Raw genomic sequence first — 23,101 nt, forward strand, 5'->3', positions numbered from 1 at the left:
TTAAGAAATCACCTCCATGATGCTGACAACGGCCATCACGCAGCCATGGCTGACGATGGCGATGATCATGGACATCACGACAAGGGGATCACCTCATGGGAAAGACGATGCAGAACAACCGTGAAATCATGGTATGGGATCCGGTGGTCAGGGGATTTCACTGGGCCACTGTGCTGTTGTGCGTGCTGAATCTCTTCATCCTTGAAGAGGGGGCGCGCAACCACCGCTATGCGGGATATGCGCTGGCCGGACTGCTGGCACTGCGCATCGTATGGGGATTCATCGGCTCCTATCATGCCCGCTTCGCCCAGTGGCTGCCGACACCGACCGGCGTCATCACCTATCTCAAGGAGACGATCAAGGGGCGCCACCCCTACTATGCCGGTCACAATCCTTTGGGGTCCTTGATGATACTGCTGCTGTTGACCTGCCTTGTCGGCACCGCCGCCAGCGGGATCATGACCGAATACGGGCCGCTCTCCGGCACCCATCGCATGGAAGAGATCCACGAGTTCTTTGCCAAGGGGCTGCAGGTGACCATCTTCGTCCATGTACTGGCCGTCATCGCCCTGGATCGCCTGGTACGGGGCGATCTCGTCAGGGCGATGATCACCGGCAAGAAACGGGTGCCGGCGGACACCCGGGTGGTCGACAGGCCCTGAGCCTCTCTCAACCCGACAGATGAAAAAAAACCCCGCATCGCGGGGTTTTTCACTGGAGCAGACATCAGCCGACGCTGCAGCTCGTCAGTTTCCAGATCCGGTCTACGTAATCCTGGATGGAGCGGTCGGAGTTGAACTTGCCCATGGTGGCCGAGTTGATGATGGCCTTCTTCGCCCACAGGGCCGGATCCCGGTACCAGGCGTCGATCAGCTTGTGCGCCTCGGAGTAGGACTCGAAATCCGCCAGGGTCAGGTAAGGGTCTCCCCCTTCCAGCAGGGAACGCTTGATAGAGGAGAGTTCCCCCGGGCGACCCGGCGTGAAGTAGTCGGTATCAAACCAGTCCAGCACGGCTTTCAGTTCGGAGTTGGCGTAGTAGAAGTCATACGGGTTGTAGCCGCGCGCCTTCAGGGACTTCACCTCGTCCACATTCAGACCGAAGATGGCGCAGTTTTCGGCACCCGCCTCTTCGGCGATCTCGATGTTGGCTCCATCCAGCGTCCCGATGGTGATGGCACCGTTCAGCGCCATCTTCATGTTGCCGGTACCGGATGCTTCGTAACCTGCGGTGGAGATCTGCTCGGAGACATCCGCCGCCGGGATCAGCTTCTCGGCAAGGCTCACGCGGTAGTTCGGCATGAACACCACTTTCAGCTTGCCCTGGATACGGGCGTCGTTGTTGACCCGCTCCGCCAGCTTGTTGATGGCGTAGATGATGTCCTTGGCCAGCTTGTAGCCGGGCGCCGCCTTGGAGCCGAAGATGAACACCCGCGGATGCATGTCATAGTCCGGGTTCGCCAGCAGGCGACGGTAGAGCGCCATGATGTGGATGAGGTTCAGCTGCTGGCGCTTGTACTCGTGCAGACGCTTGATCTGGACGTCGAAGATCGCCTCCGCGCTCACGTCGATGCCGGTTTCCGCCTTGATGACCTTGACCAGCTTCTCCTTGTTGTGGCGCTTGATGGTCATGAACTGCTGCTGGAACGCCTTGTCGTCGGCAAACTTCACCACGCTGCGCAGCTTGTCCAGTTGCAGCGGCCACTCCTTGCCCACCACCTCGTTGTAGAGTTCGGCCAGTTCCGGGTTGCAGGCCAGCAGCCAGCGACGGGGAGTCACACCATTGGTGACGTTGCACATCTTCTCGGGCCACAGCTCGGCATACTCGGGGAAGAGATCTTCCTTCACCAGCTTGGAGTGGATCTCGGCCACGCCGTTCACCTTGGAGGAGCCGATGACGCACAGGTTGCCCATACGCACCTTGCGCACGTCACCCTCTTCGATGATGGAGAGCTTGGCCTTGATGGCATCGTTGCCCGGCCACTTGGGCTCCACCAGCTCGTTCAGGAAGCGGGCGTTGATTTCATAAATGATCTCGAGGTGACGGGGCAGTACCTTCTCGAACAGGCTGACGGACCACTTCTCCAGCGCTTCCGGCAGCAGGGTGTGGTTGGTGTAGGAGAAGACCTGATAGCAGATGCCCCAGGCGGTATCCCAGTTCAGCCCCTCTTCGTCCACCAGCACGCGCATCAGCTCGGGGATGGCCACGGTGGGGTGGGTATCGTTGAGCTGGATGGCGATTTGCGCGGCAAAGTTGCTGAAGTCACTGCCATGCACCCGCTTGTAGCGACGCATGATGTCCTTGATGGAGCAGGCGCAGAAGAAGTACTGCTGGATCAGGCGCAGCTCCTTGCCGGCGTCGGTCTCATCGTTCGGGTAGAGCACCTTGGAGATGGTCTCGGCCTGGGCCTTCTCGGCCTGGGAGTCGATATAACCACCGGCGTTGAACACGTCCCAGTCGAAGAACTCGGAGGCGCGGGATTCCCACAGACGCAGGATGTTGACGGTGTGACCACCGAAGCCGACCACCGGAATGTCCCAGGGCACCCCTTTGATCTTGCGACCGGCGTGCCACACCTTCTTCAGGCCACCCTTGTCACCAAAGACGGTCTCCACGTAGCCGTAGAGCGGGATCTCCTGCACCGATTCCGGGCGGCAGATCTCCCAGGGGTTGCCATATTCGCGCCAGGAGTCCGGACGCTCGATCTGACGGCCATCCTGAATTTCCTGACGGAACAGGCCGTGCTCGTAGTGGATGCCATAGCCCACCGCCGGGTAGTTCAGAGTGGCCAGGGAATCGATGAAGCAGGCAGCCAGACGACCCAGGCCGCCGTTGCCAAGGGCCATGTCAGGCTCTTGTTCACACAGATCGGTCAGTTCCAGACCAAGTTCACCCAGCGCCTCTTCACAGACTTTGTAGAGGGAGAGGTTGTGCAGGTTGTTGGAGGTCAAACGCCCCATCAAAAATTCAGCAGAGAGATAGTGAATCGCACGAGTATCTTTCTTGAAGTGAGCCTGCTGAGTACGGGTCAGGCGCTCGTACACCTGTTCATTGACGGCGGCAGCGGTCGCTTTCCACCAGGCATCCGGAGAGGCTTTCTGTTCGCTTGTACCCAAGGTAGAACGCAGGTGACGCACGATACTCGCCTTGAGCTGATCTTTATCCAGTTGGAGATCCTGGTCTGTCTTCTTCTTGGTAGCCATAAACCATTTTCCTTCGTTACAAATAAAAAATGTCATCCCATCGGGTGGACCGGCGCTGTTGTTATCTCAGAATATGCTCCGGCGGGGGCATACTAGCTAAAGCCAAGGGTTTAAAAGTTAACGTGAGTCACACTTTAACGCATAAAAATGACAGTTTCACCATGAAAACCCTTTCCTTGAGCCAGCCTGAATGAAATATAAATTTCGTTTTAAATCATAGTGATATAAGAAAACAAAAAAGATAGTTTCATGAATAGGTTTTCAATGATTGCCTGTGACTGAAAATACGTGAAAATAACCGCCGACTAGGGAGAAATTGAAAGCGCTTTCAATTCACACCCCCTCGTCAGGTAATAAAAAGGATGCCCCAATCGGAGCACCCTTTGATTTCAATTAACCATGTGCCTTGAACTGATTGCTCATAGGGTCGTAGTGATACCCGATCTGTTGCAGACGGGTAGCCAGCTGATCTTCTGTCATGTCGTAGTAAGCCAGCAGCTCTTCCAGACCATCACACTCCAGCCGCAGCTTCTCGTTGATGATCCCGAGCAGAATGTTCGCATCCAGTCGTTGCAAGGTACTAACGTCCATCTCGCTCCCTCCTCTCCCTATACAGGACTGTATAACCATGAGCGCCGACCCGAAGTTTGTCTACAGGTTAAAAAACACCCTGTATAAGGAAGATATAAATATCCTTTTTAATCATGTAGTTAAAGTCATCTCCTGTTAATCGGCTCACACTTTTAGCCACAAATGACTTGTCACTCCTTGCGAACAGAACTACTGTATGCGCATACAGCATGGTTATTCATACAGGAACGACATATGAGCCAGCCCCTGAATCTTTGCCCCCCCTCCTCCTCTGCCGGTCTGATCACCACCTGGCCCACTCGTCATCAGAGCAAGATGGGACAAGAGCAGCGGCGCGGCCCTCTCCATCAGGAAGCGCCGCTGCTGGATGCCCTGGGGCAACTGAGTCAGTCTGACAGTGGCTGGATCCTGCTCGTCGCCCCGCCCGGTCTGCCCGCCGCCGCGCAATTGCAGGCCAGAGGGATCAATCCTGCCAGGGTGCTTGTCGTGCACGCCCCCAAGATCAAGAATTGGCAGCGCCTGCTGGAGCAGAGCCTGATCAATGGTCACTGCGCCGCCGTGCTGACCTGGCTGCCCGAACAGGTCGCCCTGGACCGGAGCACATTGAGCACCCTGGGCCAGCGTGCCGGTGTCCTGACCCGCTTCTTCGAGCCCGCAACCCCTCTGGGTGGGGCACTGAGCTACGGCGGCCAGGATATCTACCTGAACCACTGATCGCCCCTTCGGCGTGACAGCCAATGCGCCGGCATTGCCCACCGGGTTATCCAGGCTTCCGACCCGGGATGCCATGGCGACAAAGACAAAGCAGCACAGCAGCACAGCAGCACAGCAGCACAGCAGCACAGCAGCACAGCAGCACAGCAGCACAGCAGCACAGCAGCACAGCAGCACAGCAGCACAGCAGCACAGCAGCACAGCAGCACAGCAGCACAGCAGCACAGCAGCACAGCAGCAGTAAATTTGCTCAGGCCCAGACCGTCAAATGGGGCCCGCAAAAAAAGGCGACCCGAGGGTCGCCTTTCAACATGCTGCTGTACGGGGGCTAATCGCCCTCCGTTTGCATCGAAGTCCGATTGATCAAGCCAGCTTGGTCTCCAGCTCGGCAATTTTGGCGGACCAGTAGGCCGGGCCGGTCTCGTGGATGTTGTTGCCCTGGGAGTCGACCGCCACGGTGACCGGCATGTCTTCCACCTCGAACTCGTAGATGGCCTCCATCCCCAGATCGGCAAAGGCCACCACGCGCGCCTTCTTGATGGCTTTCGCTACCAGATAGGCGGCGCCGCCCACCGCCATCAGGTAGACAGCCTGGTGCTGCTTGATGCTCTCGACCGTCTTGGGGCCGCGCTCGGACTTGCCGATCATGCCGATAAGGCCGGTTTCTCCCAGCATCATGTCGGTGAATTTGTCCATCCGGGTGGACGTGGTGGGGCCAGCCGGGCCGACCACCTCGTCACGCACCGCATCGACCGGGCCCACGTAATAGATGAAGCGGTTGGTGAAATCGACCCCTTCCGGCAGTCCTTCACCTTTTTTCAGCATGTCGGCGATGCGCTTGTGGGCGGCGTCGCGGCCGGTCAGGATCTTGCCGGAGAGCAGCACGGTATCACCGCTCTTCCAGCTGGCAAGCTCTGCCTTGGTGATGCCATCCACGTTGACCCGGCGCACATTGCCACCGGACTCACGGGTGATCTCCGGCCAGTCTTCCAGCCTGGGGGGTGTCAGCTCCGCCGGGCCGGAGCCATCGAGTTCGAAATGCACGTGACGGGTGGCGGCGCAGTTGGGGATCATCACCACGGGCTTGGAGGCGGCGTGGGTCGGTGCGGATTTCACCTTCACATCCAGCACCGTGGTCAGGCCGCCCAGCCCCTGGGCACCGATCCCGAGCTTGTTGACCTTGTCATAGAGCTCGACCCTCAGCTTCTCTTCGGTGGTCTCGGGACCACGGGCAATCAGCTCCTGGATGTCTATGTGCTCCATCAGAGCTTCCTTGGCGAGCACCGCCGCCTTCTCGGCGGTGCCGCCGATGCCGATGCCGAGCATGCCGGGCGGGCACCAGCCAGCCCCCATGGTCGGCACCGTCTTGAGCACCCACTCCACGATGTCGTCGGAGGGATTGAGCATCACCATCTTCGATTTGTTTTCGGAGCCGCCGCCCTTGGCCGCGATACTCACTTCCACCTTGTTGCCCGGGATCATGTCGATGTGCACGACAGCGGGGGCATTGTCTTTGGTGTTCTTGCGGCTGCCGGCCGGATCCGCCAGCACGGAGGCGCGCAGCGGGTTGTCCGGATTGGTATAGGCGCGGCGGGTGCCCTCATCCACCATCTCCTGGACCGTCATGTCGCTGTCCCACTGTACCTGCATGCCGATCTTGACGAAGCAGGTGACGATACCGGTGTCCTGACAGAGCGGGCGATGACCTTCGGCAGACATGCGGGAGTTGATCAGAATCTGGGCCAGGGCATCTTTGGCGGCCGGGTTGATCTCGCGGTCATAGGCGGCCTTGGCGGCCTGCACGAAATCGAGGGGGTGGTAGAAGGAGATGTACTGCAGGGCGTCAGCAATGGAATCGATAAAGTCCTGTTTTCTAATGATGCTCATATCATCCTCACTGGTCCTTGTTATCGCTTGCGCGAGCAAGGGCTTCCATATGAGCCGGGCCTTCGGCAGGTGGCAAATGCACCTGGAGCCGGCAGACTGCGGCGTGTTTTTATAACGGTGTTTTTCTTAAAAATGCCGGCGGCCATGATACGCTTGACCACCCGAACCGGCTAGGGAGCCGGGCGCAAACTGTTGCCTATGTAACAAAAAATGAAACCAAGACTGCATATCCACCATTTCGACCCGCAGGCCTCGCTCCACACCTGGTTTGCCTGCCTGCAACACCAACCCTGGGCCATCCTGCTGGAATCCGCCGGCCCCCTGGGGGCTGACAACGGTTTTGACATCATCAGCGCCGATCCGCTTGCCACCCTGGAAACCCGGGGTACCAGCACCTGCCTCACCCAGGATAACCACCAGCACCATCATGACGGCGATCCCCTCGCCCTGCTCGCCAAGACCCAGCAAGCCCTGCTTGGGGAGCGCGTTGAGGATGACTCGGGATTGCCGTTTATCGGGGGAGCCCTGGGACTCTTTGGCTACGATCTGGGCCGACGATTCGAGCGTCTGCCCGCAGTGGCGCAACAGGACATCCAGGTGCCCGACATGGCGGTCGGGATCTACGACTGGGCGCTGCTGCGAAATGTCGCGACGGGACACTGGCAACTGGCCCACTGGGGTGATGAAGCCGGCCTCGCCCGCAGGCTCGACTGGCTGATGGCGCAGCGCGAACGACCCCCCCTCCCCCTTCGCCTGACCGGCCCCTGGCAGAGCAACATGACGCGGGCCGAATACGGAGACAAGTTTGCCCGTATCCAGGCCTATCTGGCGGCGGGGGATTGTTACCAGATCAACCTGACCCAGCGCTTCAGCGCCCCTTATCAGGGGGATGAATGGTCCGCCTATCTCGCCCTGAGCGCCGCCAACAAGGCGCCGTTCTCCGCCTTTGTCCGCCTGCCGCACAGCGCCATTCTGAGCCTCTCCCCGGAGCGTTTCCTGCTGCTCGACAAGCGCCATATCGAGACCAAGCCCATCAAGGGCACCCGGCCTCGCCACCCTGATCCCGCCCAGGATGCCAGGGTGGCCGAGTCGCTCGCCAGCGCCGACAAGGACAGATCGGAGAACCTGATGATCGTCGATCTGCTGCGCAACGACATCGGCCGGGTGAGCCGGCCGGGGTCGGTCACGGTCCCGCACCTCTTTGCCGTGGAATCCTTCCCGGCGGTGCATCATCTGGTTTCCACCATTCACGGAGAACTGGATGCGCGCTGGCAAGAAGTGGATCTGCTGCGGGCCTGCTTCCCCGGCGGCTCCATCACAGGGGCTCCCAAGATCCGGGCGATGGAGATCATCGAGGAGCTGGAACCGGTGCGGCGCAATGCCTACTGCGGCAGCATCGGTTATCTGAGTCAGCACGGAAGGATGGATACCAGCATCTGCATCCGTACCCTGATCGCCGAAGCCGGTCAGCTGCACTGCTGGGCGGGGGGCGGCATCATCGCCGACTCCGATCCCGACGCCGAATATCAGGAGACCTACGACAAGGTGGCCCGCATCCTGCCACTGCTCGATGCCCTTTGACCCCATCCGGCCCTGCGGGGCCGACACAAGGAGACCCATGGAGATGACGAGTGCCGAGCTGCTGACCCGCTTTTTGCTGCAGCGCCCCGCCCCCGCCCATCGCCTGGCACTGGCCGGGCTCAAACCTGCCGCCGTGTTGATCCCCCTGGTGGAGCGCCCCGAGGGCCTGCACCTGCTGCTGACGCGCCGCAGCGCCGCCCTGCGCCACCACCCGGGGCAGATCAGCTTTCCCGGCGGGCGCCAGGACCCGGAAGACCGGGACCTCATTCACACCGCGCTCAGGGAAACCGAGGAGGAGCTTGGCATTCCCCCCTCCCAGATCCGGATCATCGGCAGCCTCACCCCTCTCAATACCGTCTCACGCTACGATGTGCTGCCGGTCCTCGCCATGCTCGACCCAGGCTACGGGCTGACCCTGAGCCAGGACGAGGTGGCCCAGGCCTTCGAAGTCCCCCTCGCCCACGTGCTGGATCCGGGGCAGCACATAGCCCTGAGCCTGCCAAGGGCGGACGGACGTCACACCATCTATTGGATCCCTTGGGAGCAATCTTTCATCTGGGGGGCCACTGCCAGCATGATCCGCCAGCTTGCCCAACACATCTCGACATAACATTTCGACAACATGATGAGGTGGGAAATTATCCAGTTAACATTCAAATAACACTGCATTTGATAAATAAATTTTGATTTTTTATTCTTTTGATCACATTTCTACAAGAAAGTACGGGTTTTAGCCGCACAAAGGTGAATTTGATCAACATTTTTGATTAAAAAGAAAGTATTCTTGCGCCGACTAATTAAAACCACACATTCGGGGTGAGACACATGTCCAATACTGTCACTGGCGCACAGGATGTTGCAGCCGCACAGGAGCAAGGAATCAGCTCGGTCCAATCTCGCGGTTGGAGTAAACAAGACACCACCTGGGTGATCAGCCTGTTCGGTACCGCCGTCGGTGCAGGTATCCTGTTCCTGCCCATCAACGCCGGCATGGGTGGCTTCTGGCCGCTGGTAGTGATGGCGCTGCTGGTCGGCCCCATGACCTACCTGGCACACCGTGGTCTGGCGCGCTTCGTGCTCTCCTCCAAGCAGCCCAATGCCGACATCACCCAGGTGGTGGAAGAGCACTTCGGCGTGGGTGCCGGTAAATTGATCACCCTGCTCTACTTCTTTGCCATCTACCCCATCGTGCTGATCTACGGCGTGGGCATCACCAACACGGTGGAAAGCTTCCTGGTCAACCAGTTGCAGATGACGCCGCCCCCGCGCTGGATCCTCTCCATCGTGCTCATCATGGCCATGATGTCCGTGATGCTGGCTGGCGAGAAGCTGATGCTGAAAGTGACCGAGTTCCTGGTCTATCCGCTCATCGCCATTCTGGCGGGCATCTCCCTGTACCTGATCCCGGACTGGACCGGTGCGGCCCTGAATGAAATGCCGAGCACCAAGGATTTCGCCACCACCCTGTGGCTGACCATCCCGGTGCTGGTGTTCTCCTTCAACCACAGCCCGGCCATCTCCAGCTTCGCCCTGGCTCAGCGCCGTGATCACGGTGAGCATGCCGTCGCCAAGTCCGACGCCATCCTCAAGCGCACCGCCATCATTCTGCTGGGCTTCGTGATGTTCTTCGTCTTCTCCTGCGTGATGAGCCTGACGCCGGCCCAGCTGGCAGAAGCCAAGTCCCAGAACATCGCCGTGCTCTCCTACCTGGCCAACCAGCATGCGAGCCCCATCATCTCCTACTTCGGTCCGCTGGTTGCCTTCGTGGCCATCGTCTCCTCCTTCTTCGGCCACTATCTGGGTGCCCGTGAAGGTCTGAAAGGGATGATCGTCCAGAACATGCGCAGCTCCGGCAAGGCACCGAACCACAAGAAAGTGGAGCTGTTCATCATCGCCTTCTTCATCCTGACCCTGTGGGGCGTGGCCGTGATCAACCCCTCCATCCTCGGGATGATCGAATCCCTGGGTGGCCCCATCATCGCCACCATCCTGTTCCTCATGCCCATGTACGCCATCAAGCGCGTCCCGGCCATGGCGAAATACCAGGGTCAGATCAGCAACGTCTTCGTGGCGACCATGGGCCTTATCGCCATCTCCGCCATCCTTTATCAACTGGTCGGCTAAGCCTTCCTGCGATACCGTCGGGCCAGCATCTGGCCCGGCGCCTCCCACAGCCCGGCAGATCTCCTCTGCCGGGCTGAGTTCGTTGTGATCATAAGGTACTGGGCTCAGATGATCAGAGCCCCCTGCCCTCAAATCAGAGACAGCCCTTTCACCCACTCTCTTTCCCCTTGGTGACAGCTTGCCGCTCATATTCCTTCCCCAATGACACACGACCAAGACGTACTGTGTTATCCCGTCATCTGCTGCGCGCCATCGGCCTTGCCAGACAGAACACCAGAGCCCTTGTCCTTACCAGGAACGCCCGCTCTTCGGGGTTTAGCCCAGAGAGCCGACACCCCCACCCAATGGAGCCTTTCTTCAAGGTACTCAGGGAAAGTACCGGCTACAGGGCGCAGGCAAACCGCCGAGAGGGCCTTGACCGGGCTTCCCGTACAGCGTCCGAAGAGCAGATGACCCCTTCGGTCACCAGAGGGGATGTCACACGCCGCCATGCTGACAGCACAATCAGCCCGATATGCCCGGCGAATGCAGCGCCGGGCACGTTTGTACAGGGAATGGCTTGTTGGCGGTGGCGAGAACACGTAAGGCAGCCAACGGGCCCCTCCCGAGAAATCACACAGGGGGATCCGAGCACTGTCAGTGCCATGACACGGCGAGAAGGTGCAGGGCGCCTGACGCGCGCGCAAATAAAAAGCGCCCTCCGAAGAGGGCGCCTGTGCAGAGCGGAAAGTCTGAGGGGATCAAGCTTCGCGGCTGGGGACCGGGGCGGCATCCAGCAGGCTCTCATCCTCGGCCATGCAGGCCGCCGCAGTGAACAGCACGTCGGTGGAGCTGTTGAGGGCCGTTTCGGCGGAATCCTGCAACACCCCGATGATGAAGCCAACGGCCACCACCTGCATGGCGATGTCGTTGCTGATACCGAACAGGCTGCACGCCAGCGGGATCAGCAGCAGGGAGCCGCCCGCCACACCGGAGGCGCCACAGGCACTGATGGTGGCGACGACGGAGAGCAGAATGGCGGTTGCCATGTCCACTTCCATCCCCAGGGTATGCACCGCCGCCATGGAGAGCACGGTAATGGTGATGGCGGCGCCGGCCATGTTGATGGTGGCACCCAGCGGGATGGAGACCGCATAGGTGTCTTCCGGCAGGCGCAGCCTCTCGGCCAGGGCCATGTTGACCGGAATGTTGGCGGCGGAGCTGCGGGTGAAGAAGGCGGTCACACCGCTCTCTTTCAGGCAGGTCAGCACCAGGGGATAGGGGTTGCGCTTGATCTTCCAGAAGACGATGAGCGGATTGACCACGAAGGCGATGAACAGCATGCAGCCGATCAGTACCACCAGCAGCTGGGCATAGCCAAACAGCGCATCGAAGCCGGTTTCAGCCAGGGTGGAGGCAACCAGGCCCAGGATGCCGAGCGGAGCGCAACGGATCACGGCCTTGACGATGGCGGAAACCCCGTGAGACACATCGGAAATCAGTGATTTGGTGCTCTCATTGGCGTGACGCATGGCGATACCAAGGCCGATGGCCCAGGCCAGGATGCCGATATAGTTGGCTTCCAGCAGTGCTTTCACCGGGTTGGTCACCACGTTGAACAGCAGGGTCTGCAGCACTTCCGTGATGCCCCCCGGCGGCGTGATCTCGGTAGCGCCTGCCACCAGATGCAGGTTGGAGGGGAAGAGGAAGCTCGCCACCACTGCCACGGCAGCCGCCAGGAAGGTACCCAGCACATAGAGCAGCAGGATCGGTTTCATGTTGGTCTTCTGACCCTGCTTGTGGCCGATGATCGCCGACATCACCAGCACGAAGACCAGCAGCGGCGCCACGGCCTTCAGGGCACCGACGAACAGGCTGCCGAGCAGACCCGCCGCCTTGGCCCACTCGGGCATGAACATCGCAAGAAGGATACCGAATACCAGACCGACTAGGATCTGGCTAACCAGACTGGTGCTGTTGACCAGTCGAATGAGGGGGTGTTGTTGTGTCATCAAGTAGTCCCTGTGCACTCATGGTGCGTGAATCATTAGTCCTGTTGGCAACCAGCCCCGCGCATTGGCACCGGTCCGTTGACGGTGACGCCGTGGGCAGCTCTTCTGGTGGATCTGTCCCGTTCGCGTGGGGTTGCGGACAAGAATATCCCATCTGCCATGGTTTTTTTCCACATAATCACTGAAAAATATCAGGGTTACCTCACAAAAAATCTACAACAATGTGATAACACAATATCAACCACGGTCAAAATGTCACCAAACCAGTCCGATCATCGGCCACCACTGGGCCAGAAGTGATATGATGACGCCCTTTTTCAGGGAGCCTTGCCATGATCACCTCTTTATTGACCCGACACTTCGGCTTTGATCGCTTGCGGCCCGGGCAGGAAGCGGTGATCAGTCGTCTGCTGGCCGGCAAGAGCGCCGCAGCCATCTTCCCGACTGGCGCGGGGAAATCCCTCTGTTATCAATTGCCCGCCCTCGCACTGCCCCACCTGACCCTGGTCATCTCTCCCCTGCTGGCCCTGATGCACGATCAGCTCGCCTTTTTGCGCAGCAAGGGGATCGCCGCCGCCACTCTGGACTCCAGCCAGACAGCGGAAGAGAGCCGGCGCGTGATGCAGCAGGCCAGCGATGGCCAGCTCAAGATCCTGATGATTTCGGTGGAGCGCCTCAAAAATGAGCGCTTTCGCCGCTTCATCGCCCACATCCCCCTGTCACTGCTGGTGGTGGACGAGGCCCACTGCATCTCGGAGTGGGGCCACAACTTTCGCCCCGACTACCTCAAGCTGCCGGATCATCGCCGTGAACTGGCCATCCCCCAGGTGCTGTTGCTGACCGCCACCGCCACCCCGGCCGTCATGGCGGACATGCAGGCAAAATTTGCCATCGACCGGGACGATCTGGTGGTCACCGGTTTCTACAGACCCAATCTGGATCTGGCCGTCCTCCCGCTGGCCGGCAGTGCCCGCGATACCTGGCTGCGCGAGGAGCTGCACCGGGATCCGGCCGCCCCCACCATCGTCTACGTGACTCTGCAACACAGCGCAGAGCAGTGCGCCGCGCAGCTACAGGCCAGCGGCATCCGGGCATGCGCCTACCATGCGGGGCTCGATCCCGCCCTGCGCAGCCAGATCCAGCATGACTTCATGGCTGGCAGACTCGACTGCATCGTGGCCACCATCGCCTTTGGCATGGGCATCGACAAGGCCGACATTCGCCGGGTCATTCACTACGACCTGCCCAAGTCCATCGAGAACTACAGTCAGGAGATAGGCCGCGCCGGACGTGACGGGCTTCCCTCCCGCTGCACCGTGCTGGCGAGCCGCGCCCAGTTGCCGGTACTGGAAAACTTCGTCTATGGGGATACGCCGGACAGGGACGCCATCGCGCACTTGCTCGATATCGTGCGCCAGAGCGGCGCTGAGTGGGAATTCAGCCTGCTGCGCCTCTCCAACGAGACCAACATTCGCCAACTGCCCCTCAAGACCCTGCTGGTCTATCTGGAGATGGCGGGGGTCATTGCACCGGCCTACAGCTACTTTGCCGAGTACCGCTTCAGGTTCGTACTGGAAAAACAGGCGATCCTCGCTCGTTTCAATTCCGAACGCCGCCAGTTCCTGGAGCAGGTCTTTGCCTGCGCACCCCAGGCGCGCACCTGGTGCACCATGGACTTCGAAGCGCTGTGGCAGGGATACCAGGGGGAACGCCAGCGCGCCGCGACGGCGCTGGACTACCTGCAGCAGCAGGGTTGGATCGAGCTTGAAAGCAAGCAGATGACCGAGGTCTATCGGGTGCTGAGCCAGCAAATCGATACCGCGACCCTGGCCGAAGAGCTGCATGGATTGTTTGAAAAGAAAGAGCAGAGCGAACTGGCCCGCCTTCAGGCGCTGCTGGCCTTTTTCACCTCGACCACCTGCCTCAGCCATGAGCTTGCCCGCTATTTTGCCGACGACGCGGCCCCCGAGCGGTGCGGGCACTGTTCCGTCTGCCGGGGAGAGATCGCCGTGTTGCCGCCGCTTGCATCACCGGGCTTGCCCAACGAGCACGGTTTGCGCGCCTGGTGCGATCCGCTGATCGCCCTGTGCCATCAGCGCCATCCCAGGATCCTGACCCGTTTCCTGTGTGGCATCGCCACCCCGCTGACGACCCGTCTCAAGGCCAGGGATCTGGCCGGTTTTGGCCAGTTGGCGGACCATCCCTTCGCCGAGGTGCTGGCGGTGGTGTCAGCCCTCTATCCCGCCGAATCCTGAGCTTGCAGGTTTGGCGCCGTTCAGGCGCTGAAAAAATAAGACCCTCGCGGATGCGAGGGTCAAGCCAACGGAAACGTGCTTAAACAGAGCTTAGTATCTGCACAATCACCCACTCTCTTGCTAAAGCGATGACTGCTCGACACAGGGCCAATCTAGAGCAGCCAGAATGTAGCGTCAATGTAAAAATTAGAGCAAAAGCATCAAACAAATAACGTTACGTTAACGTAAGCGACACGTCTTTTTACCCTCTATTCCCTGCCGCCCTTGCCCTTGCTGGCACCGCCCCCTGACAAAACAGAGCGTCACCATTTTCTCCCTCTGGCACACAAAGATTTATTTTTTATGTCTTTGACATTTGCATCACTGTCGTGGCAAAAATAATTTAACAGTCAGTAACATAGGTATGTCACTTACTGCTTCTTCCCGCACGAGGATCGGGAAGCTCCCGCACAAACTTAAACCAATGATGGCGATGGATTACTGGGGGCTGTTGACTAGGCTTAAGAGGTAAACAGAACAAAAGTAGTGATCCACTCTTTTTCAGGGCAAGCGACTATAACGAGGGCTAAGTTATGGGCATCTTCGAGCACTATCAACAGCGGTATGAGAAGGCCAGAGAGGAGGAGTACAGCATCCAGGAGTTTCTGGATATGTGCAAACAGGACAAATCCTGCTACGCCTCTGCCGCCGAACGTCTGCTGACCGCCATCGGCGAGCCGGAAATGATCGACACCTCGACCAATCCACGTCTCAGCCGTCTCTTTTCCAACCGCGTCGTCGCACGTTATCCCGCTTTCAAAGACTTCTATGGCATGGAAGAAGCCATCGAACAGATTGTCTCCTATCTCAAACATTCCGCTCAGGGCCTGGAAGAGAAGAAACAGATCCTCTATCTGCTCGGACCGGTTGGCGGCGGTAAATCCTCGCTGGCAGAGAAACTCAAATCCCTGATGCAAAAAGTGCCCATCTATCGCATCAAAGGCTCACCGGTGAACGATCACCCCTTCTGCCTGTTTGACATCGACGAAGATGGCGAAATCCTCGAGAAGGAGTACGGCATCCCTCGCCGTTATCTGCGCCCCATCATGTCTCCCTGGGTCGCCAAGCGCCTTCACGAGTTTGGCGGCGACATCACCAAATTCAAGGTGGAGAAGGTAAACCCCTCCATCCTCGATCAGATCGCCATCGCCAAGACCGAACCGGGGGACGACAACAATCAGGACATCTCCTCCCTGGTCGGCAAGGTCGATATCCGCATGCTGGAACACTTCGCCCAGGATGATGCCGATGCTTACTCCTACTCCGGTGCGCTATGCAAGGCAAACCAGGGGATGATGGAGTTCGTCGAGATGTTCAAGGCCCCCATCAAGGTGCTGCACCCGCTGCTGACGGCGACGCAAGAGGGGAACTACAACGGTACCGAGGGGCTCTCCGCCCTCCCCTTCGACGGTATCCTGCTGGCCCACTCCAACGAATCCGAGTGGCAGCAGTTCCGCAACAACAAGAACAACGAGGCCTTCCTCGACCGGGTTTACATCGTCAAGGTGCCCTACTGCCTGCGGGTGTCGGAAGAGGTGAAGATCTACGAAAAACTGCTGTTCAACAGCGAGCTGACCGAGGCCAAATGCGCGCCAGGTACTCTGGAGCTGCTGGGTCAGTTCTCGGTGCTGTCGCGACTCAAAGAGCCGGAAAACTCCAGCCTCTACTCCAAAATGCGAGTCTATGACGGCGAGAGTCTTAAAGACACGGACCCCAAGGCGAAAAGCTATCAGGAGTACCGGGATTATGCGGGGGTTGACGAGGGCATGAACGGCCTTTCCACCCGTTTCGCGTTCAAGATCCTCTCCCGTGTCTTCAACTTCGACCACGCGGAAGTGGCAGCCAACCCGGTGCACCTCTTCTATGTGCTGGAGCAGCAGATAGAGCGCGAGCAGTTCCCGCAAGAGCTGCACGATCGCTATCTGGAGTTCATCAAGGGTTACCTGACTCCGCGCTACGTCGAGTTCATCGGCAAGGAGATCCAGACCGCCTACCTCGAGTCGTATTCAGAGTACGGTCAGAACATCTTCGATCGCTACGTCACCTACGCCGACTTCTGGATCCAGGATCAGGAGTATCGTGACCCCGAAACCGGCCAGCTGTTTGACAGAGCGTCTCTCAACAGCGAGCTGGAGAAAATTGAAAAACCTGCCGGGATCAGCAACCCGAAAGATTTCCGTAACGAAATCGTCAACTTCGTGCTGCGTGCCCGGGCCAACAATGCAGGCCGTAACCCCAACTGGACCAGTTACGAGAAGCTGCGCACCGTGATCGAGAAGAAGATGTTCTCCAACACGGAAGAGCTGCTGCCGGTTATCTCCTTCAACAGCAAAACCTCGGCCGAGGAGCAGAAGAAGCACGATAACTTTGTCGAACGGATGATGGAGAAAGGCTACACCCGCAAACAGGTGCGACTGCTCTCCGAATGGTATCTCAGGGTACGCAAGTCATCCTGACCCTGTCGTGTTCAAGGGGGAGTTATGGCGCATTTTATCGACCGCAGGCTCAACGGCAAAAACAAAAGCGCTGTCAATCGGCAGCGCTTCATCCGCCGCTACAAGAAGCAGATAAAACAAGCGGTCTCGGATGCTGTCTCCAAGCGCAGCATTCAGGACGTGGACAAGGGTGAGAGCATCAGCATCCCGACCAAGGACATCGGGGAACCCCATTTTCATCAGGGTCATGGCGGCAAACGGGAGATGGTGCATCCGGGCAACGACCAGTTCGTATCTGGTGACAAGATTGACCGGCCCAAAGGGGGTGGCGGCGGCCAGGGGAGTGGCGAGGGCCAGGCTTCGGATCAAGGAGAGGGAGTCGATGATTTCGTCTTCCAGATCTCCAAGGACGAGTACCTGGACTTGCTGTTCGAGGATCTGGAGCTGCCGCGGCTGCAAAAGACCCAGCTCAACCAGCTGATGGAGATGAAGACCTATAGGGCCGGCTACACCTCCAACGGGGTGCCTGCCAACATCAACGTGGTGCGCTCCCTGCAAAATTCGCTGGCGCGGCGCATGGCGCTGCAGGCAGGCAAGAAACGTCAGTTGCGTGAACTGGAGGAGCGCCTGGCCCAGCTGGCTTGCGAGCCCAACGACCATTTCGCCGAAATGGCGCAACTTGAAAAAGAGATCAGGGAGCTGAAGCGGAGGATCGATGCAGTCCCCTTTATCGACACCTTCGACCTCAAATTCAACAACTTTGTCAAACGGCCCGTCCCCTCGAGCCAGGCGGTGATGTTCTGCCTGATGGACGTTTCCGGCTCCATGGATCAGGCCACCAAAGAAATGGCCAAGCGTTTCTATATCCTGCTTTATCTATTCCTGAGCCGGACTTACAAGAATGTCGAGGTGGTCTACATTCGCCACCACACCCAGGCCAAGGAGGTGGACGAGCACGAGTTCTTCTACTCCCAGGAGACCGGCGGCACCATCGTCTCCAGTGCGCTCAAGATGATGAACGACATCATCAACGAACGTTATCCCGCCAACCAGTGGAACATCTATGCGGCGCAGGCATCGGACGGTGACAACTGGGCCGATGACTCACCGCAGTGCAGGGAGATCCTGGCGCGGGACATCATGCCAAGGGTGCGCTACTACTCCTACATCGAGATCACCACCCGTGCCCACCAGACCCTGTGGCACGAATATGAGTCGGTAGCCAGCCAGTTCCCCCACTTTGCGATGGAACACATTCGCAAGGTCGAGGATATCTATCCGGTGTTCCGCGAGCTGTTCAAAAAACAAGCTGCGTGAGGAGGTCACATGATCGAAACTGAAAAACGCGTAGCGCCACTGGATGACGGACCAGACTGGAACTTCGATCTTCTGGAGACCTATCATCAGGAGATCGCCCGGGTCGCCCGTTTTTACAAGCTGGACACCTACCCCAACCAGATCGAGGTGATCACCGCAGAGCAGATGATGGATGCCTACTCCAGTGTCGGCATGCCCATCGGTTATCAGCACTGGTCGTTCGGCAAGCGCTTCATCCACACCGAACGCAACTACAAGCGCGGCCAGATGGGACTCGCCTACGAGATCGTCATCAACTCGGACCCCTGCATCGCCTATCTGATGGAAGAGAACACCATGCCGATGCAGGCGCTGGTCATGGCCCACGCCTGCTATGGTCACAACTCCTTCTTCAAGAACAACTATCTGTTCAAGGCCTGGACCGATGCCTCCTCCATCATCGACTACCTGTTGTTTGCCAAGAACTACATCACCGAATGCGAGGAAAAACACGGCATTGATGCGGTGGAGAAACTGCTCGACTCCTGCCATGCCCTGATGAACTTCGGGGTGGATCGTTACAAGCGGCCCCAGAAGATCTCTCTGGCCGAGGAGAAGCGACGCCAGAAGGCGCGGGAAGATTATCTGCAAACCCAGGTCAATGAGCTGTGGCGTACCCTGCCCAAGCAGCACAAGATTGCCGGGGTGGAAGACAGGCGCTATCCTGCCGAGCCTCAGGAGAACATCCTCTATTTCATCGAAAAGAATGCCCCCCTGCTCGAGCCCTGGCAGCGCGAGGTGGTACGTATCGTGCGCAAGATCAGTCAGTACTTCTACCCGCAGAAGCAGACGCAGGTGATGAACGAGGGCTGGGCCACCTTCTGGCACTACACCATTCTCAACCACCTCTATGACGAGGGAAAAATCAGCGATCGCTTCATGCTGGAGGTGCTGCACAGCCACACCAACGTGGTCTATCAGCCCCCCTACAACAGCCGGTATTACTCGGGGATCAACCCCTACGCCCTTGGCTTTGCCATGTTCACGGACCTGCGTCGCATCTGCGAACACCCGACCGAGGAGGACAGATACTGGTTCCCCGATTACGCTGGCACCAACTGGGTCGAGACATTGCATTTCGCCATGCAGAACTTCAAGGACGAAAGCTTCATCAGCCAGTTCCTCAGTCCCAAGGTGATGCGCGACATGAAGCTCTTTGCCATCGATGATGACGATCTGAAGAACTACCTCAAGGTGTCCGCCATTCACAATGAAGAGGGCTACCGGCTGGTGCGTAGCACCCTGTCCGCTCAATACAACCTGAGCAACCTGGAGCCCAACATTCAGGTCTACAACGTGGCAGTGAAAGGCGATCGCTCCCTGACCCTGCGCTATGTTCCCCACAACCGCATCCCCCTTGGCGAGTCACGCCACGAGGTGCTCAAGCATCTGCATCAGCTGTGGGGCTTCGATGTGGTGCTGGAGCAGGACAATGGCGAGCTATCCGCAGATATCATCGGCCGTTGTCCGGACCGTAAGAGCATGACCTGACGTCAGTGCCGGGCATAAAAAAACGCGCCATCAGGCGCGTTTTTCTTGGATCAGGGCAATCAATTGTCACACAGGTTGCTTGGCATGTCCTGACGCAGACGGGTCCAAAGCTTGCCAGACTCGATGCCGTACTGGCGTACCGTCATGAACACGGCTTCGTGATCCTTGGTTTCGGCCAGCTTGCGCAGCGTCTTGTAGTAGGCATCTGCGGTTTCCCGCGCCTGTTTGTCCGAGAAGTAGTAGCGGCCAACCCGGCTGTACAAGCCCTTGAAACCGTTGAGAATCAAGGCATAGATGGGGTTGCCCGAGGCAAATGAAAGCTGGTGATGCAAACGGTAGTCGAAGTCCGCATAGGCCTCGGCCGTGTTCTCCACATCATCGGCACCCCGCAAGATCTCGGCGGCCTGTTCCGGGTTGTTGCGAATGGCGCCACGGATGAAGATGGTGCAGATGTTGGTCCGGGCGGAGAGCAGCTGTGCCACCAGATCCGGCACCTTGTCCTGATCGAGACGTGCCAGTGTCTCCAGAATGTTGAGACCGGAGGTTTCCCAGAAATTGTTGACCTTGGTCGGTTTGCCATGCTGGATGGTGAGCCAGCCATCACGGGCAAGGCGCTGCAACACTTCACGCAAGGTAGTGCGAGTCACGCCGATCAATTCGGACAGCTCGCGCTCCGCCGGCAGAATGGATCCAGGAGGAAAGCGATTGTTCCAGATGGACTCGATGATGTATTCCTCGGCAAACCCGGCAGGGCTTTGCGCTTTAATGACCATGTAATGACTCTGTTGTAGTGCGTAAAAAGGCCCCCGAATAATAGCAAAGCCGGTCATGCTGGCAAGCAGAAGGTCGGTCCTCTGCTCACATTACCCCGATCTTTTTGTTAAAAATATGTATACAGCAACAAGTGGGGAGTCAACCAACACCAAATGATGGGGATATAAGCGTTTGCTCGCTGGGCAAGTTCGGCGAGCTTATTTATAGTTATCGCTCCCTTGATTAAAATCATGTGCAATCAATCTGATACAGGTGAATATCCGGATGTTCGGCTCGGGTCGGGCTCGACTGCATAGACGCAGATATCAACAACAGAACAGAGAACCATCATTATGCCAATCAGCCTAGGGCGCGCGTTTACAAAGAACTTTTTGGGCAATGCTCCGCGATGGTACAAAATTGCCATCGTTCTATTCCTGCTGATCAACCCGGTCATTTTCTACGTTGATCCCTTCCTGGCCGGCTGGCTGCTGGTTGTCGAGTTCATTTTCACCCTGGCCATGGCCCTCAAGTGCTATCCGCTGCAACCGGGCGGACTCCTGGCCATCGAAGCCGTGCTCATCGGCATGACCTCCGCCAACCAGATAAAGCATGAGCTGGTGGCCAATATCGAAGTGCTTCTGCTGCTGGTCTTCATGGTGGCCGGCATCTACTTCATGAAGCAGTTGCTGCTCTACGTCTTTACCAAGATGCTGGTGCGCATCCACTCCAAAACGTTGCTTTCTCTCGCCTTCTGCCTGGTGTCTGCCTTCCTCTCCGCGTTCCTTGATGCCCTGACCGTGATCGCCGTGGTCATCAGCGTCGCCACCGGCTTCTACGCCATCTACCACAAGGTGGCCTCCCGGGATGAGTCCGGCAATCTGCATCATGATGACGAAGAGATTGACGAGCTCTCCCGCCAGCATCTGAACGAGTTTCGTGCTTTCCTGCGCAGCCTGATGATGCACGCCGCCATCGGTACCGCCCTGGGGGGCGTCTGCACCCTGGTCGGCGAACCCCAGAACCTCATCATCGGTGAACAGGCCGGGTGGCACTTCGGTGAATTTGCCATTCGCATGGCACCAGTCACCATTCCGGTCTTCATCTGCGGCCTGCTGACCTGCATCCTGGTCGAAAAATTCCGCTGGTTCGGTTATGGCGCCCGCTTGCCCGAGCCCGTGCGTCACATCATGGAATCCTACGAGCGCGACGAAGACGCACAACGTACCCCGCAGGACAAGGCCAAGCTGATCGTCCAGGCGCTGATTGCCACCTGGCTTATCACGGGTCTTGCCCTCCATCTGGCTGCAGTTGGGCTGATCGGCCTGACGGTCATCGTGCTCGCGACGGCGTTCACCGGCGTGACTGAAGAACACGCGCTTGGCAAGGCATTCCAGGAGGCTTTGCCATTCACCGCCCTGCTCACCGTCTTTTTCAGCGTGGTGGCGGTCATCATCGATCAACAGCTGTTCAAGCCGGTGATCCAGTGGGTACTGGCGGCCAAGCCGGAGGATCAGCTTGCCCTCTTCTACCTAGCAAACGGTCTGCTCTCCATGGTCAGTGACAACGTCTTCGTCGGCACCGTCTACATCAACGAGGTGAAGACCGCCCTGATCAACGGCGCCATCAACCGGGAGCATTTTGATCTGCTGGCCGTGGCCATCAACACGGGCACCAACCTGCCGTCGGTCGCCACCCCCAATGGCCAGGCCGCATTCCTGTTCATGCTCACCTCGGCCCTCGCTCCCCTGCTGCGCCTCTCTTATGGCCGTATGGTCTGGATGGCGCTGCCCTATACCCTGGTGCTGGGGCTTGTCGGCTTTTTCTCCGTGGAACTGCTCCTCGGTCCTGCAACCGAATGGTTCTATCAGGCAGGGTGGTTGCTGGATCATGGGGCACTGCCACTGCCCACCCCGTCCACACACTGATCATGAAAGGGGCTGTTCGGCCCCTTTCTTTTCAGATGGGACTCTGCTCTAATTCAGCCACTATTTTTCTCTGAGAGATCAATCATATGATCGAGTATCTTCGCCGCATTGCCAGTCATCGTCTGGCCTGGGGATTGCTGGCAGCCTCCGCTTTCGCGCTGGAACTCTGCGCCCTCTTCTTCCAGCACGTGTTGGGTTTGCACCCTTGCGTGATGTGCATTTATGAACGTATCGCCCTCCTCGGCGTACTCACGGCCGGCCTCCTCGGCATGGTCGCGCCAGAGCGCTGGTACCTGCGCTGGAGTGCCATGCTCCTGTGGGGTTACAGCGCCTTCTGGGGCCTGAAACTGGCGCTCAAGCATGTGGATTACCAGATGAACCCCTCCCCCTTCAACGTATGCGAGGGATTTGTTGACTTCCCTGCCTGGGCACCACTGGATAAGTGGGTTCCCTGGATGTTCTACCCGGACGGCGACTGCAGCGAGATCAGCTGGCAGTTCCTCGGTTTCTCCATGCCGCAGTGGCTCGTGGTCATCTTTGCCGCCTATCTGCTGGTGTTCGTCATCGTGGCTGCTGGCAACCTGATAAAAGGGCGCTGCTGCAACTAGTTCGTCACTCGACCCTAAGAAGGGAGCCCATGGCTCCCTTTTTATTTCCTCTTTATCGCCTCACGACCCCATGCCCAGAGGGCCGGATCTCCTTCTCCCTGTTCTGCCAATGAAGTGGCTGCCTGCGGGTGTGCATCATCGTAACAG

Annotated in this window: 17 protein-coding genes; 12 read left to right on the forward strand and 5 right to left on the reverse strand. The window is 58.5% G+C overall.

Annotated elements, in window-relative coordinates; genetic code table 11:
* Positions 1 to 95 precede the first annotated feature (95 nt).
* Positions 96 to 662, forward strand: a complete 567-nt coding sequence (locus tag J9892_RS20305; RefSeq protein WP_081844077.1) for a cytochrome b/b6 domain-containing protein — start codon at positions 96 to 98, stop codon at positions 660 to 662.
* Between the two features lie 64 nt (positions 663 to 726).
* Here the strand turns inward: J9892_RS20305 and J9892_RS20310 are convergent, their stop codons facing one another.
* Entirely contained in the window at positions 727 to 3,201 is a 2,475-nt protein-coding gene (locus J9892_RS20310) for a glycogen/starch/alpha-glucan phosphorylase (RefSeq protein ID WP_043155186.1), read from the reverse strand.
* A 393-nt stretch (positions 3,202 to 3,594) separates the two neighbouring features.
* A complete protein-coding gene (locus J9892_RS20315) occupies positions 3,595 to 3,792 on the reverse strand; it encodes a DUF4250 domain-containing protein (RefSeq protein ID WP_005323525.1) in 198 nt (65 codons plus the stop codon).
* A 234-nt stretch (positions 3,793 to 4,026) separates the two neighbouring features.
* On the opposite strand from J9892_RS20315, the gene J9892_RS20320 reads away from it, so the two are divergent.
* Positions 4,027 to 4,506 carry a cell division inhibitor gene (locus J9892_RS20320; RefSeq protein ID WP_010674896.1) on the forward strand — a complete coding sequence of 160 codons (480 nt, stop codon included), beginning with the start codon at positions 4,027 to 4,029 and terminating at the stop codon, positions 4,504 to 4,506.
* A gap of 73 nt (positions 4,507 to 4,579) precedes the next feature.
* Entirely contained in the window at positions 4,580 to 4,750 is a 171-nt protein-coding gene (locus J9892_RS20325) for a hypothetical protein (protein ID WP_162726193.1), read from the forward strand.
* Between the two features lie 119 nt (positions 4,751 to 4,869).
* Here J9892_RS20325 and J9892_RS20330 read toward each other — a convergent pair whose 3' ends face one another.
* Positions 4,870 to 6,393, reverse strand: coding sequence for a fumarate hydratase (locus J9892_RS20330; RefSeq protein ID WP_010674897.1), 1,524 nt, complete (start codon positions 6,391 to 6,393; stop codon positions 4,870 to 4,872).
* A 297-nt stretch (positions 6,394 to 6,690) separates the two neighbouring features.
* Here J9892_RS20330 and pabB point away from each other — a divergent pair, with 297 nt between their 5' ends.
* From pabB to J9892_RS20345, 3 genes are all read left to right on the forward strand, one after another.
* Positions 6,691 to 7,974 (forward strand): aminodeoxychorismate synthase component I, encoded by a 1,284-nt coding sequence (pabB, locus tag J9892_RS20335; protein WP_041201622.1) that lies wholly within the window; start codon positions 6,691 to 6,693, stop codon positions 7,972 to 7,974.
* Positions 7,975 to 8,017: 43 nt separating this feature from the next.
* Positions 8,018 to 8,584, forward strand: coding sequence for a CoA pyrophosphatase (locus tag J9892_RS20340; protein WP_029314598.1), 567 nt, complete (start codon positions 8,018 to 8,020; stop codon positions 8,582 to 8,584).
* A gap of 215 nt (positions 8,585 to 8,799) precedes the next feature.
* On the forward strand, positions 8,800 to 10,098 hold the full coding sequence (locus J9892_RS20345; protein WP_029314600.1) for a serine/threonine transporter: 1,299 nt from the start codon (positions 8,800 to 8,802) through the stop codon (positions 10,096 to 10,098).
* Positions 10,099 to 10,838: 740 nt separating this feature from the next.
* Here the strand turns inward: J9892_RS20345 and sstT are convergent.
* Positions 10,839 to 12,089, reverse strand: coding sequence for a serine/threonine transporter SstT (sstT, locus tag J9892_RS20350; RefSeq protein ID WP_010674901.1), 1,251 nt, complete (start codon positions 12,087 to 12,089; stop codon positions 10,839 to 10,841).
* Positions 12,090 to 12,421: 332 nt separating this feature from the next.
* Here sstT and J9892_RS20355 point away from each other — a divergent pair, with 332 nt between their 5' ends.
* From J9892_RS20355 to J9892_RS20370, 4 genes are all read left to right on the forward strand, one after another.
* Complete coding sequence (locus J9892_RS20355; protein ID WP_114523010.1) at positions 12,422 to 14,344, forward strand: RecQ family ATP-dependent DNA helicase; 1,923 nt, start codon at positions 12,422 to 12,424, stop codon at positions 14,342 to 14,344.
* Positions 14,345 to 14,916: 572 nt separating this feature from the next.
* Positions 14,917 to 16,839: a PrkA family serine protein kinase gene (locus J9892_RS20360; RefSeq protein WP_010674903.1), complete on the forward strand. Its 1,923-nt coding sequence runs from the start codon at positions 14,917 to 14,919 to the stop codon at positions 16,837 to 16,839.
* 24 nt (positions 16,840 to 16,863) lie between these two features.
* The gene (locus J9892_RS20365; protein WP_128272823.1) at positions 16,864 to 18,135 is read left to right on the forward strand and encodes a YeaH/YhbH family protein; all 1,272 of its coding nucleotides are present in this window, start codon (positions 16,864 to 16,866) and stop codon (positions 18,133 to 18,135) included.
* 9 nt (positions 18,136 to 18,144) lie between these two features.
* Positions 18,145 to 19,665, forward strand: coding sequence for a SpoVR family protein (locus J9892_RS20370; protein WP_113070181.1), 1,521 nt, complete (start codon positions 18,145 to 18,147; stop codon positions 19,663 to 19,665).
* A 59-nt stretch (positions 19,666 to 19,724) separates the two neighbouring features.
* On the opposite strand, the gene fadR is transcribed toward J9892_RS20370, so the two are convergent.
* Positions 19,725 to 20,438 carry a fatty acid metabolism transcriptional regulator FadR gene (gene fadR / locus J9892_RS20375; protein ID WP_010674906.1) on the reverse strand — a complete coding sequence of 238 codons (714 nt, stop codon included), beginning with the start codon at positions 20,436 to 20,438 and terminating at the stop codon, positions 19,725 to 19,727.
* Between the two features lie 333 nt (positions 20,439 to 20,771).
* Here fadR and nhaB point away from each other — a divergent pair, with 333 nt between their 5' ends.
* Together nhaB and dsbB are read left to right on the forward strand one after the other, a co-directional pair.
* On the forward strand, positions 20,772 to 22,346 hold the full coding sequence (gene nhaB / locus J9892_RS20380) for a Na(+)/H(+) antiporter NhaB (RefSeq protein WP_052814370.1): 1,575 nt from the start codon (positions 20,772 to 20,774) through the stop codon (positions 22,344 to 22,346).
* Positions 22,347 to 22,432: 86 nt separating this feature from the next.
* On the forward strand, positions 22,433 to 22,954 hold the full coding sequence (gene dsbB / locus J9892_RS20385; protein ID WP_010674908.1) for a disulfide bond formation protein DsbB: 522 nt from the start codon (positions 22,433 to 22,435) through the stop codon (positions 22,952 to 22,954).
* Positions 22,955 to 23,101: the final 147 nt, after the last annotated feature.

This window comes from Aeromonas sp. Prich7-2 (assembly GCF_017939255.1).
GTDB classification, from domain to species: Bacteria; Pseudomonadota; Gammaproteobacteria; order Enterobacterales; family Aeromonadaceae; genus Aeromonas; species Aeromonas caviae.